The sequence below is a fragment of the Lentibacter sp. XHP0401 genome, assembly GCF_025751535.1.
In the GTDB taxonomy this organism is placed as follows: Bacteria; Pseudomonadota; Alphaproteobacteria; order Rhodobacterales; family Rhodobacteraceae; genus Lentibacter.
This window is the reverse complement of the sequence record NZ_JAOWLC010000004.1, coordinates 254,877-267,621: the sequence shown is the minus strand read 5'-3', so window position 1 is coordinate 267,621 and position 12,745 is coordinate 254,877. Positions and strand designations below refer to the sequence as shown.

Sequence of the window (12,745 nt, the reverse complement as noted above, 5' to 3'; positions counted from 1 at the left end):
CTTGCTGCAAACCGCTTACTTGATTTCGACTTCCGCGCCAGCTGCTTCGAGCTTGGCTTTGATGTCGTCTGCTTCGGCTTTGTCTACGCCTTCTTTGACAGCTTTGCCGCCAGCGTCGACGAGGTCTTTGGCTTCTTTCAGACCGAGGCCTGTGATGCCGCGAACTTCCTTGATCACGTTGATCTTGGATGCGCCTGCAGAAACGAGAATTACGTTGAATTCTGTTTGCTCGTCCGCAGCAGCACCGCCACCAGCGTCCGCAGGGCCGGCCATCATGACTGCGCCACCGGCTGCAGGCTCGATGCCGTATTCGTCTTTAAGGATCGTCTTCAGTTCTTGTGCTTCCAAAAGCGTCAGGGCGACGATTTCTTCTGCGAGTTTTTTCAGATCAGCCATTTTACTTGCTTTCCGTTTCTAAATTTGTGTTCCAACGATGAGGTCTCGCCCCACGCCAGCCGATTGGTTGCTTACGCCGCCTTCTCTTCGATAGTCGAAAGGATGGAAGCGATATTTGAAGCAGGTGCGCCAATTGCACCGGCGATGTTGCTTGCAGGTGCACCGATCATGCCCGCGATAGTAGCAAGAAGCTCCTCGCGCGAAGGCAGTTTCGACACAGCTGTAACACCAGCACGGTCCAGGATGTCACCGCCCATGGCCCCACCAAGAATCTCGAACTTCGAGTTATCCTTGGCATAATCCTCGGCAACCTTGGCCGCAGCCACAGGATCCTCAGAATAGGTCAGAACGGTCATGCCTGTCAGGTACTCACCCATCTCAGAGATAGGCGTTCCTTCCAGAGCGATTTTGGCGAGCCTGTTCTTGGCGACACGTACGGCCCCACCTGCTTCGCTTGCGCGCGCACGTAGGTCCTGCATCTCAGCAACTGTAAGGCCGACGTAGTGGGCTACCACAACAACGCCAGAGCTTTCAAAGATCTGGCCGAGTTCCTCGACCACTTTCTCTTTCTGGGCTCTATCCACAGTTTCACTCCAAATTTGGGGGTTGCCCCCCGGCTCAGTTCGCCAGCCCTATAAGGGGCCAGCACTCATGTCCGAATTACGGGGCAGAGCCAAAATCACCCGAGGAACCAGCCCCCGTTTAATCTCAGATTTCCCGTCTCAGGCAGGAGATTAAGATAGGTCAAATCACCCATCACCCACCGTCTTGGACGAATGCAAAACAGCGCACGACGAATCGCACGCTGATTTGCAAGTGTCGATTTAGTGCGGATTAAAGGTAAACACAAGGGCCGATGCCCGGATTAGTGGGTCAATCGGCCAGCATTCTGTCTTCGCGCAGCGCAGCTTCTTCCCCAGCCATTTCGCGCGCATATTTGTGACCCGCATAAACAGCCGCTGCAATCAAGCCGGGTGCATGACAATCACCAATGCTGGCAACGCGAGCAAGCCCCGCAGCAGCCCATTCGCCTTCGCGCGCCTTCAAAGCCAGCCAAAGCCCATCATTCGGATTACGCGAGGTCACCGAAACCAGCGTTTCGCAGGACAGCTCCCGCGCAGCACCCGTATAGCTACACGCCAGACTCAACTGGCCATCATTATAGCCCGCAAGGCCATGCAGCGGAACGATGTTAACACCCAGTTCAAGCAACCGCTTCTGAATACGCCCCTGCTCGAGCGTATGGTCCGCCCAAGGCGCAACAACAGCCGACGGCGTCACAAACGTCACCTCATTTCCTTGCGCTGCGGCCACTTCCGCCAACACGCTGGCCATGTAGAAGCGGTCGTCATCAAATACCACAACAGGTCCTTTTCGGTCGACAAGCCCGCCGCGCATCACGTCATCAGGTGTCAGAACAGGCGCATCCGCCATAAACGCCAGCGGCTTGCGGTGCGCACGTCCAGTGCCATCCGAACGCCATGTCGCCCCCGTGGCCAGCGCAACATTGGCAATACCATACTCCAGAATATCCTCCTCGCTCAGCGGGCTTTCCAGATACATCTCGACATTGGGCATGGTCTGCAACTGCCCCATACGCCAGTCGCGCACCCGCGCCCACTCGGCCAAACCGGGCAAACGGCTCTCAAGGCTCACGCGGCCACCCCACTCGCGGCCTGCCTCCGCCACAATCACCTCATGCCCAGCCTTCGCCAGAACGTGCGCCGCCTCAAGCCCTGCGGGGCCGCCACCAACAATCAGGTGCTTTTCCGCCATGCTGGCCTTGGTGGTTATCTCGGGGTGCCACCCGCGCCGCCACTCCTCTGCCGTAGTCGGGTTCTGCGTGCAGCGCATCGGCACACAGGTATTGTCACCCGACACACATATATTACACCCGATACACTCGCGAATGTCCTCCAGCCGCCCCTCTTCGATCTTTTTGGGCAAGAACGGGTCAGCAATCGAAGGCCTTGCAGCACCAATCAAATCCAGATGCCCCTGCCTTACCAACCGCACCATCGTATCAGGCGAGGTATAGCGCCCCACCCCAACCACAGGCTTGCTGGTAACTCTCTTCACAAAGCGCGTATAATCTTCCTGATAACCCTCTTTGGCAAACCGCGAGGTCTGGCTGTCGTTTGACCAGTCAGACAAGTTCACGTCCCACATGTCAGGTTCGTCTGCCAAAGCCGTGATGATATCACGCGCCTCGACATCATGGCGCAGGCCCTCGGCACCGAGCAACTCGTCAACCGCCAACCGCACAGCAACAGCACATGTGTCGCCCACGGCCTCTTTCGTATCTGCCAAGACTTCCCGAAACAGCCGCAACCGGTTTTCAAAGCTGCCGCCGTATTCATCCGAGCGCCGGTTGTGCCGCTCCAGCAAAAAATGCTGGAGCAGCGTCATGTCGTGGCCTGCGTAAACATAGATAATGTCAAAGCCCGCATCGCGCGCGCGCTTGGCCGCATCCACATGCCAGCGGCGGAAGGTTTTGATATCGGCCTTATCCATCGCACGCGCTTGCACAGGGTCGTCGCTGTCAACAACCGCGGCACTGGGCGCAAATGGCGTGTGCCGCGTGTAGCGGTTGGCCACGTGCAAACCGTTATGCGCAAGCTGGATCGCGGCAAGGCTGCCATGGGCATGCACCGCCTCCGTCATCAGCTTCAACGCGGGAATATCCTTGGCATCCCACAACCGCGCTTCATTGGCGGGGGTAAGGTCAGAGCTCGGGTGAATTTCCGTCTCCTGCGTTGAGACAACACCCCAGCCGCCCTCGGCCTTCACGCCCCGATGCGCGGCTTCCGAACGGGGGTAGCGGTGGCCCATCCCCGTGCAATGCGGAACCTGATAAAAGCGGTTGCGTGTCTTTACCGGACCAATTTGCACCGGCTCGAAAAGAATATCATAAGTCGCATCGCGCATTGGAGGCCTCCCGAATTTACCGGTGCACATCACCTCAAAGCCGGCGCATCCACAACCCCAAATAAAAAGAGCGCCCCGAAGAGCGCTCTTTCAAATCTTGCAGGAGTGATCAATCACTCGGCGACGGCGTTGTCCACATTGATGCTCACGCCCGGGCCCATTGTCGAGCTCAGCGAGATCTTCTTCAGATACGCACCTTTGCTGCCTGACGGACGGGCTTTTGAAACCGCGTTCACAAAGGCACGCACGTTTTCAACCAGCTTCTTGTCGTCAAACGAGATCTTGCCGATACCCGCGTGAATCACGCCGGCTTTTTCGACTTTGAACTGCACTTCACCGCCCTTGGCCGCTTTCACAGCTTCAGCCACATCCATGGTCACTGTGCCAACTTTAGGGTTTGGCATAAGGTTGCGGGGGCCGAGCACTTTGCCCAAACGGCCAACAACCGGCATCATGTCAGGTGTCGCGATGCAACGGTCAAAGTCGATCTTGCCGCCCTGCACGATTTCCATGAGGTCTTCCGCACCCACAACATCCGCACCTGCGGCTGTCGCTTCGTCGGCTTTCGGGCCGCGTGCAAAAACAGCAACGCGCACGTCTTTGCCTGTGCCGTTTGGCAGGCCGACAACACCGCGAACCATCTGGTCGGCGTGACGCGGGTCAACACCGAGGTTCATGGCGATTTCGAGTGTCTCGTCGAATTTCGCGTTTGCGCTTGCCTTGATCAGGCTCACAGCTTCTTCAACTGTCAGGTTTTCTTTGCCGGCAAAGGCTTCGCGTGCGGCAACTGTGCGTTTTCCAAGTTTACCCATCTTACTTCACCTCGATGCCCATAGAGCGTGCCGAGCCCATGATGATCTTCATCGCGGCTTCCACGTCGTTTGCGTTCAGGTCTTTCCACTTGGCTTCCGCGATTTCGCGCAGCTGCTTTGTGCTGACCGTGCCAACAGTCTCACGACCTGGCAGTTTCGCACCGGATTTGAGGCCGGCAGCTTTGCGCAGATAGTAAGACGCAGGTGGCGTCTTGATGTCCATCGTGAAGGACTTGTCCTGGTAATACGTGATCACGGTGGGGCAAGGCGCACCTGGCTCCATATCCTGTGTCTTCGCGTTGAACGCTTTACAGAATTCCATGATGTTGATGCCGCGCTGACCCAGCGCAGGCCCGACGGGCGGGCTTGGGTTTGCTTGTCCCGCTGGGACTTGCAGCTTCATCTTGCCGACTAGCTTCTTGGCCATTGGCCTTCTCCTTTTCCAACCCTCCAAAGGACGCGTCCCCGGAGGCTCAATGTTGTGTGGTCCGGTCCGTCAGCCGCGGCTGCCTCGCCTCCCACGCTCTCACATCGGGTCGCCCCGATGATTCCGTCGCACTTACCCTTGTTTGGATACCTGCGTAAATTCCAGTTCCACAGGCGTTTCCCGCCCGAAGATGCTCACCATAACCTTGAGGCGCTGGTTCTCGTCGTCGACTTCCTCGACCATGCCGTCAAAGTCTTCAAACGGCCCGTCGTTCACCTTGACCTTCTCACCGATGTCAAAGCTGATCATCAGCTTGGGCGCGTCTTCGCCTTCCTGCACGCGGTTGAGGATCTGGTTCACCTCTGCATCGCGCATCGGCATCGGGCGGCCTTGCGGGCCCAAAAACCCTGTCACGCGGTTGATCGAGCTGATCAAATGATACCCGCGGTCACTCATCTCCATATGCACCAGCACATAACCGGGCATAAAGCGGCGCTCGGCGGTCACTTTCTTGCCGCGGCGCACTTCAATCACTTCTTCCGTCGGAACCAGCACTTCGTCAATCTGGTCAGACAGATTCTGTTCTTCGGCCTGCTGCCTGATCTGCTCTGCAATCTTCTTCTCGAAGTTGGAGAGAACGCTTACCGAATACCACCGTTTCGCCATTGTCCTGTGCCCGTTCCTTACTCTGCCCGCAACGCAGGCCAATTCCGCTCGCCCGACAGCAAAAAGCGGCGAGCAACTCGAATCGTCGCTCACCATGTCGGGGGTTGAGCGCGGGGTTACACGCCAAATGGCGCAGATTCAAGCCCTCAGGTCGCCTTGGCGCGCCTTTTCCGCTTCGGCTTCCCCGCCAGAAGCGGCTTCACCATCTGCTCGTAAAGCGAGAACAAGAAACAAGTAGGGAGAATGCGCCTGGTACCATGTCACTTTTGGCCCTGCCTTGATCTTAGGATAGATATCAGTTGGTAACCTTGAAAACGCACCCGCGCGGGCGCGCACTTCTTGCCAGCTCAATCTCATGAGCGGACTATGTCAGCAAGACTTGGCAGTGAAAAGAGGCTTCAGCTGAAGATGTTCAGCACGGCTTGCAGGCCGTTGCGGATCAGGATGTCGACCAGCGCAAAAAAGATCGCCGTGAGCGTGGCCATGATAAACACCATCACAGTCGTGAGCAGCACCTCGCGGCGCGTCGGCCATACGATTTTGGAAACCTCTGCGCGGGTCTGCTGGATAAACTGAAGCGGGTTGGTGCGGGCCATGTCGGTCTCGTCTTTCTATCTGTCTCGCGCTCACTTACGCATAAGCCCCCCCAAATTCAAGGGACATTCGCGCCTATTCTGCCGGATCCTGCCGGATCACGAGACGTTCAAAGGGGTCATTTTGCGGAAGTTGCACGTTTTCACGCGCCATATCCCGTTCCGAACGGCCAAGATCGGGCGTAAACACCCCGTCCGCGAACCGCGCAGGTAAACGCGCCAAAATCCCGTCCAGCCTGTCAGCCGCATTCTGGAGCCTGCCCATAATCCGCGCCGCACTCCCGGGTCGCCGCGCCTGATACATTTCCCAAGCGCCCTCAATAAGCTCGCTGATGCGCGAAGAGCCGAGCAGCAAGAAAACAATAAGCGACAGCCAGGCAGAAATGAACAACACCACAGGGATGAGCCATGGCTTGAACAAAACGATCAGGCCAAGCACCATCAGCATTGCCAGCTTGCCATATTTCCTGATCGTGCCAATATCGAGCTTCGCTTTGCGCTCCCCCTGTTGCGGCCTGCCAAACAGCCCCGAAAGCTTCGCCAAAGGCGTAAATCGCGGCCATCGCAAACCAAGCCGCCGCGGGCGCAAATCCTCAACATTGCGCTCAGGGCGCACCCCGACAATCTCGACTTCATCATGAGCTGCGCAAGAAAAGCTCTCTCCGCGCAGCTTGGGCTGCCCGCGCAAAGTCACACGTCGCGGCGCAACAGGGGCCGCTGCAGGCGCAACACCCGCACCGACCGTTGCTCCGGCCTGCCGCTCAGGATGCGCTACCGAATGGCGCGTCTCCGCTTCAATCAGGAGTCGCACAATATCGAGTGTCGCATCATCATCGACAGAACTTGGCGCCGTAATCCCTTCCTCGGAAAGTTTGCCAAGTGCCATAACCATCATCCACCTTTGTCATACAAGGGTTCAGCTAACGCAGGATGCTGTCTCCAAAACGGCCGAATTGCGGCAATCTCACGGAAAAATATAATATTAGCGGCCAGAGATAGCTCAGCTCAAACTCTTTCACATGTGAACATTTCAAGCTATTCTACCCACAAGAGGAGTAACATCATGGCTGATATGCTTGCCCGCCGCCGCGCCCTTCTGGGGCCAAATGTGCCGCTGTTCTATGAAGACCCCGTTCATATTGTGCGCGGTGAAGGGGTTTGGCTCTGGGACGCAGAGGGCAAGCGCTATCTCGACTGCTACAACAACGTGCCGCACGTCGGCCACTGCAACCCGCGCGTTGTCGACGCGATCTGCCAGCAAGCCCGCACGCTCAACACCCACACACGCTACCTGCACGATGGCATCCTGAATTACGCCGAACGTCTCACGGCCACCCTTCATGAAAGCCTCTCAACACTGTTGCTCACCTGCACAGGCTCCGAGGCCAATGATGTGGCAATGCGCATGGCCGAAGGCATGACAGGCAAGCGCGGTATTGTCGCAACAGATGCCACCTATCATGGCAACACGGCCCTCGTGAGCCAGCTCTCGCGCAGCAATATCCCCGAAGTCGGCTTCGGCCTTGGCGACTATATCCGCCACATCCCCGCACCCGACAGCTACCGCAACCCTGATACCGGGGGCGCCGCTTTCGCCGCGCACCTGCAAGCCGCGATTGATAATCTTGAAGCCGCAGGTCATGGCTTTGCCGCGCTCATCATCTGCCCCTTCTTCGTCAACGAGGGCTTCCCCGATCTGCCCAAAGGCTGGCTCTCCGAGGCCGAGCGCATTGTGCGCGCAGCAGGCGGTGTTCTCATCGCCGATGAGGTCCAGCCCGGTTTCGGGCGCATTGGCTCGCACTTCTGGGGCTTTGAGCGCGCCGGCATCACCCCCGATATCGTGACCCTCGGCAAACCCATGGCCAACGGCCACCCCGTCGGCGGCGTGGTCACCCGCCCCGAGATCATGGCGCGCTTCCGCGAGGCCTTTCGTTACTTCAACACCTTCGGCGGCAACCCTGTCTCCTGCGCTGCCGCCCTTGCCGTGTTGGATGAGTTGGAAGAGCGGGATCTGCCCGCTCAAGCCGCCCGCGTCGGCGCTTATGCCCAAGAGCGGCTGACAGACCTTATGTCCAAACACGAGGCCATCGGTGATGTGCGCGGCGAAGGTATGCTCTTTGGCGCGGAGCTGGTGACGGACCGCGACACAAAAGAACCGGCCACCGCCCTCGCAACCGCCGTCTTCAACGAAATGCGCCGGCGCGGCTTTCTGCTCTCAAGTCTGGGGCGTGCTAGAAATACCCTGAAAATCCGTCCGCCCCTGCCCTTTCAGGAAGATCACGCCGACATGCTGTTTGAGACACTCGATGACGTCCTCACGGAACTGGCTCCGTCTTAACCGGCCCGCCTTGCCGCGCCGCGCACAGCCCTACTCTTCCCCCCGGCGCTCCTCTCTCGGGCGCGCGCCCTTGTGCTTCGGGGCAATCGCTGCGGGAATAGGCCCGCCGTCACCGCCCACATCCCGCATCGCCTCGCTAAAAAAAGAGTGTTGCGCGCGCCCGGCCTTCTTTGAAGCGTAAAGCGCCATATCCGCATCCGCGAGCATCACGCCCGCATCGGGCTGCCCGTAGCTTTGCGAAAGCACAGTGCCGCAACTTGCAGAAATCCGGCAGAAATGCTCTCCAAAAGGCATCGGCACTTCAAGCCGCTCAATGATCCGCGCCGCCACGCGGCTCAGTGCCTCGCGGTCGGTGAGCCCATCAAACAGAATGACGAATTCGTCGCCCCCTACCCGCGCAACAGTGTCTTCATCGCGGGTTTCCTCCACCATAAAGCGCGCCACGTTCTGCAATACATGGTCCCCCGCCGCATGGCCCAGCGTGTCATTGACCGCCTTGAAGAAATCCAGATCAATCTGCATCAGCGCAAACCCGCGCTTGCGCTCGATCAACCGTGTCAGCACGTGGTCCATGGCGCGGCGGTTCTTCAGCCCCGTGAGCGTGTCGGTATAGGCCTGCTCCTCGGCGGCAATCATCGCCCCCTGCAGCCGCAGGTTGAGCTTGCGCGAGGCCTCCATCGCGGCTGATTTTGCCTCGACCAGATAGAGCATCTCGATCGCCAGGTCCGTGGCTGCAAAATCAGAACTGACCAAGGCATAATCCCGTACGCCTTCAATCAGCGATATCCCGAACCCGATATTCAGAACCGCGCCGCGTCCGCCTTCAAGCGGCGCAAGCACGCCTTTCAACGCCGTCTCGGGCGTATCGTAAAAGCGCAGATGAAGCTTCACACCAGCGCTTCTCATAAGCTCGCTCATCGAGCTCACCCCCTGCGGGCGGCGCAACTCGAACACCTCAAGAAACGTCTTCCCAACCATCGGTGCATCGGGGCGCAGCTTCTGCAAAGTAGCCCCGACATGCACCATTTGCCCTGCCGCATCCAGCATCACATGCATCGGGCAAAAGGCATCCATCAACCTTCCCAGCTCGGCCAAATCATGCGGCACAGCGCCCATGGGCTTCATGTCATTCATCCCGCGCGCCCCCCAGATCAAATCCCCGACCTTCGGCAAAAGCCGCCTCGATCAGCTGGATATCAATGCTCTCCACGCCCTCCGCCTCGGGCACATACTCAAGCAAAACAAGCGCCCCGTAGTCATCCGCCATCGCGCGTAACACGCCCATCATCACCGCGCCAAAGCCGCGTTGGCGCGCACTCACCTGCAGGGTGAAACGCTCGGCAGAACGCTCCCGCAGCTCCAACTGCGGCAAAATCAGGTCATCCACAGCCAGCCGTGCGCGGTCAGGCAAATCATCAAGTGAATGCAGAAACTCCACAAAATCCACCCCACCAAAGCGCAACAGTCTGCGCACAGCTTCGGTGTTCTTGTGGCTCACAAGATAGGTTCCCATATCCTCCAGTAGCGCGTCCTGTGGCAGCCCAAGCTTACACGCCACAGCGCCCAGGGCCCGCTTGGTCAAGGCCGGATCATAACTCAACATTGCCTCAAAATCGTCAAAGCCAAGCTCTGCTGCCTTGGCAATTTCCAACCAAAGCGCCTCGCTGCGCGTGTCGCGCACAAAACTCTGGATCGTTCTGTTTATCAGCCCGTGCATATGCCTCGCATTCCTTTTTGCCAAAAGAATGCACCAGCAAAGTTAACACGCCCTCAATGTTCCTAATTGTAAGGAATAAACACAGCGTCGCCAACTTTCAGCACATTGCGGGTGATCGGCGTCAGCTCGAAGTCTCCTGCCATGATCCGCTCGAACAAGTCATCAGGAGCCCTCTGCTTCAGCCCGTCACTGTTATAACTATCACTTCTATATATATAGGCCCGTGAACTCTGCGTCTTGATTTCATACACCTGATTGTCCTCACGCGTCACCAAAGCCCCCATGGAGCGCCACAGAGGGTCCGCGCCCGCTGAAACATCGAGAAACACACAGCTCGGCATAGACCCGGCAGGGCACTCCCGGCCAATCTGTTCCAGCACATTCCGCTCCATAACCTCAAGCACAGGCGCAAAATCACCGCCCCCCGCAACAGTCGCAACCCTGTCGCTCATTTCAAGCCGCATATCGGCCAGAGACTCGCCTTTTTCGTCGCGCTCAAAGGCCCAGCGCGATCCGGCCTCTTTCGCCGCCTTCACCCGCGCCAGAACCTGCTCATCCCCGCCTGCGGCAAGCGCCTCCAAAGCAACCCGCCCTGCAACGCCCCAATCATGCGCCATTTCGTAAGCAGGCACATCGTCCAGCTTGGTTTTCCCGCTCTGAAATCGCGCAAGTTGGTTGTTTGCAGAAATCGCCTCGGCATTCATCACAGGCGTCAGCCAGAAAAGCCCGCCCACGCATACGCCAAGCGCCATATACAGGTTGCTCTGCCTGAGGCGCTCCTGCCAGTCCCAGCGGCTGACAACCGCCCAAAGATAGCTCACCACATACCCCAGCAAAAACAGCGCAATATAAGCCGCAATCACCCGCTGGGGCGTCCAGCCATAGGCAGCAACCCTCAGCCAGATCGCATAGACCGCCAGCCCCACAAGCACAGGTAGCAGCAGCGCCATAAGCCGCGCCGATACCGTCATCAGCTTCATCTGCGCGGCGCTCTCGTCATCGCGATCAATCGCCGTGGTGATAAGCGTGATTCCGGCAAACGCCACCGCCATCAAGACACCGCCGGTTGAAAGCTTGCCAAACAAATCCGACAGCCCGCGAAACGGAAGCGCGCCGATAAAGACAATCACCACAACAAGCACCAGCGGCAAAAGCATCCGGAGCAGACGGTGCACCAAAACAGGCGAAACATAGTCGCGCAACTCGTGCACAGTGGCCACACCAAGACCAAACACCGCGCCCACAATCGTGTAGCGAAGCCAGTCGACATCAAGCAAATCGCCAATGGCCCGAATGCCCACAAGCTTCAGAAGCTCGTCCGACAAAAGCAGAACCAGAAAAATCAGCCCCGCAAAAAGCCAGCCGGCAACATAGCGAATGAATATCCCCCAAGCGCAGTCAAACAACCGCGCATAATCGCGCCAGCCGTCCTTTTCCTCAAGCGCTGCGGCAGCAAAAGGCGCGCCAATAAGCGCAATCACAAACAGCGCCATTAACGGATGCCCCGCATCATAAAATGCGCTCACACTCTCAAAGCGCAGGCCCGCCCAAAGCGCCAAAGCGCCGGTCACACCCCCAAGCGCAAGCGAAGGCAAAACCGCCCGCAATGGCCGCTCGGGGCCAACAAGCGCCATCAATACGGCAAAGAAAACACTTGCCCCGACCGTCAGCGCCAGAAGCAAAAACCCCTCGCCAACGACGTGCGGCAGATTTTCAAACAGCCCCCAGAGACAATACCCCGCGACAGCACCAATCCCCGCAAGCTCGAGCCTGTCTTTCATTGCGTCCATGAAGTGTCTCCTTTTGCACCTATGCTAAGCCCTTCCTGACGCGGCGAAAAGGCAAATTCTGTGCAAGGCTTGCGCAGCTTTTGCTCAGTAAGGCCGCGTTGCCCCCTCGCAAACAGGGCGGCAGCGCTTTCGGTTTGCGCATTGTGTCCTGCAGGCAAGTGTTTAAATAGAGCCACCAGCAAACCAACCTGCATGTCTGCCTCAAACCTGAAAGACTCTCGCCCATGAAAGCCCTGCGCATCACTGCCTTCGCCGAAGCCGTCACACTCATTTTGCTCGTCTGTGTCGCCGTGCCGCTCAAATACGGCCTTGGGCTGCCCGGCTTCGTCTCGGCTCTGGGGCCGGTTCACGGCGCGGCCTTCATCGGCTTTCTTGTGGTCACCATGTATGCCTTGGGCGAAGGGCTGGTCACCCGCTCGGGTGCCCTGCGCCTTTTCATCGGCTCCCTGATCCCCTTTGGCGGCTTCATCAACGAGCGCTGGCTGGCCCGCCAAGCAGCCGGAACCCCCGCAAAGTAATAGGCGCTTCACGCCGCCGTCCCTCACCATCCGTCCAGACACTCAAAAAGCAAGTGCCGCCCTGCCGAGCGAAGCGGGCTACTGCGTCAGTGTCGTATAACGGCTTTCCACGGTCCGACCACCGGACCAGACGTTAACCCGGAAGCCCGTCAATCTTTTCGATGGAGGCCAGATCGGTGTCCCAGTCCGCGCGACTGGAAAAGCAGATATGCGCGTTGGGCCGTATGTTGATCCGGCTATCAAGTGATCCCGCAGGCACGACAAGTAAACCAAGGTCCACTTGAAAAACAGGCAGCGCGGAACCACAGTCTTTGCAAAAACTCCTGATGTGCCGTGATCCGGAGAGCTGGAATGTCTTCATATTATCCTCTCCCGACACCCAGTCGACCTTTGCAACGGTTGAAAACAGGTTGGCCGAATGGGCCGAACCACTGTCCTTGCGGCAACGGCTGCAGTGGCAAAGGAAGAAGCTCTCGAACTCTCCCGATATGCAAAACTTCACTGCGCCACACAGGCATTGCCCGTTTGTCATATTGTCGTCCATTCCGCCCCCTCTCGAC

15 protein-coding genes are annotated in these 12,745 nt (G+C 58.3%); 2 read left to right on the top strand and 13 right to left on the bottom strand.

Annotated elements, in window-relative coordinates; genetic code table 11:
- Positions 1-15: 15 nt before the first annotated feature.
- The 9 genes from rplL to OE750_RS07645 form a co-directional block, all read right to left on the bottom strand.
- Positions 16-396 carry a 50S ribosomal protein L7/L12 gene (rplL, locus tag OE750_RS07685; protein ID WP_263763184.1) on the bottom strand — a complete coding sequence of 127 codons (381 nt, stop codon included), beginning with the start codon at positions 394-396 and terminating at the stop codon, positions 16-18.
- Positions 397-467: 71 nt separating this feature from the next.
- Positions 468-980 carry a 50S ribosomal protein L10 gene (rplJ, locus tag OE750_RS07680; RefSeq protein WP_263763182.1) on the bottom strand — a complete coding sequence of 171 codons (513 nt, stop codon included), beginning with the start codon at positions 978-980 and terminating at the stop codon, positions 468-470.
- 289 nt (positions 981-1,269) lie between these two features.
- Positions 1,270-3,324, bottom strand: coding sequence for an FAD-dependent oxidoreductase (locus OE750_RS07675; RefSeq protein WP_263763180.1), 2,055 nt, complete (start codon positions 3,322-3,324; stop codon positions 1,270-1,272).
- A gap of 113 nt (positions 3,325-3,437) precedes the next feature.
- Complete coding sequence (gene rplA / locus OE750_RS07670) at positions 3,438-4,136, bottom strand: 50S ribosomal protein L1 (protein ID WP_263763178.1); 699 nt, start codon at positions 4,134-4,136, stop codon at positions 3,438-3,440.
- 1 nt (position 4,137) lies between these two features.
- Positions 4,138-4,563 carry a 50S ribosomal protein L11 gene (gene rplK / locus OE750_RS07665; protein ID WP_263763176.1) on the bottom strand — a complete coding sequence of 142 codons (426 nt, stop codon included), beginning with the start codon at positions 4,561-4,563 and terminating at the stop codon, positions 4,138-4,140.
- Between the two features lie 132 nt (positions 4,564-4,695).
- The gene (nusG, locus tag OE750_RS07660) at positions 4,696-5,229 is read right to left on the bottom strand and encodes a transcription termination/antitermination protein NusG (RefSeq protein WP_263763174.1); all 534 of its coding nucleotides are present in this window, start codon (positions 5,227-5,229) and stop codon (positions 4,696-4,698) included.
- 138 nt (positions 5,230-5,367) lie between these two features.
- Entirely contained in the window at positions 5,368-5,586 is a 219-nt protein-coding gene (locus tag OE750_RS07655; protein ID WP_263763172.1) for a hypothetical protein, read from the bottom strand.
- A 41-nt stretch (positions 5,587-5,627) separates the two neighbouring features.
- Entirely contained in the window at positions 5,628-5,825 is a 198-nt protein-coding gene (gene secE / locus OE750_RS07650) for a preprotein translocase subunit SecE (RefSeq protein ID WP_263763170.1), read from the bottom strand.
- A 73-nt stretch (positions 5,826-5,898) separates the two neighbouring features.
- On the bottom strand, positions 5,899-6,708 hold the full coding sequence (locus tag OE750_RS07645; protein WP_263763168.1) for a hypothetical protein: 810 nt from the start codon (positions 6,706-6,708) through the stop codon (positions 5,899-5,901).
- A gap of 177 nt (positions 6,709-6,885) precedes the next feature.
- On the opposite strand from OE750_RS07645, the gene OE750_RS07640 reads away from it, so the two are divergent.
- Positions 6,886-8,160 (top strand): aspartate aminotransferase family protein, encoded by a 1,275-nt coding sequence (locus OE750_RS07640; protein ID WP_263763166.1) that lies wholly within the window; start codon positions 6,886-6,888, stop codon positions 8,158-8,160.
- 30 nt (positions 8,161-8,190) lie between these two features.
- On the opposite strand, the gene OE750_RS07635 is transcribed toward OE750_RS07640, so the two are convergent.
- The 3 genes from OE750_RS07635 to OE750_RS07625 all read right to left on the bottom strand — a co-directional run bounded on the left by OE750_RS07635 (position 8,191) and on the right by OE750_RS07625 (position 11,667).
- Positions 8,191-9,294 carry a diguanylate cyclase domain-containing protein gene (locus OE750_RS07635; protein ID WP_412176208.1) on the bottom strand — a complete coding sequence of 368 codons (1,104 nt, stop codon included), beginning with the start codon at positions 9,292-9,294 and terminating at the stop codon, positions 8,191-8,193.
- Positions 9,287-9,877, bottom strand: coding sequence for a heme NO-binding domain-containing protein (locus tag OE750_RS07630; protein ID WP_263763164.1), 591 nt, complete (start codon positions 9,875-9,877; stop codon positions 9,287-9,289). The genes OE750_RS07635 and OE750_RS07630 overlap by 8 nt, the downstream gene beginning before the upstream one ends.
- Before the next feature lie 62 nt (positions 9,878-9,939).
- Positions 9,940-11,667, bottom strand: coding sequence for a DUF4153 domain-containing protein (locus OE750_RS07625; protein WP_263763162.1), 1,728 nt, complete (start codon positions 11,665-11,667; stop codon positions 9,940-9,942).
- Positions 11,668-11,891: 224 nt separating this feature from the next.
- Here OE750_RS07625 and OE750_RS07620 point away from each other — a divergent pair, with 224 nt between their 5' ends.
- On the top strand, positions 11,892-12,185 hold the full coding sequence (locus OE750_RS07620; RefSeq protein WP_263763160.1) for a DUF3817 domain-containing protein: 294 nt from the start codon (positions 11,892-11,894) through the stop codon (positions 12,183-12,185).
- Between the two features lie 133 nt (positions 12,186-12,318).
- On the opposite strand, the gene OE750_RS07615 is transcribed toward OE750_RS07620, so the two are convergent.
- Positions 12,319-12,729: a GFA family protein gene (locus OE750_RS07615; RefSeq protein WP_263763158.1), complete on the bottom strand. Its 411-nt coding sequence runs from the start codon at positions 12,727-12,729 to the stop codon at positions 12,319-12,321.
- Between the last annotated feature and the right edge of the window lie 16 nt (positions 12,730-12,745).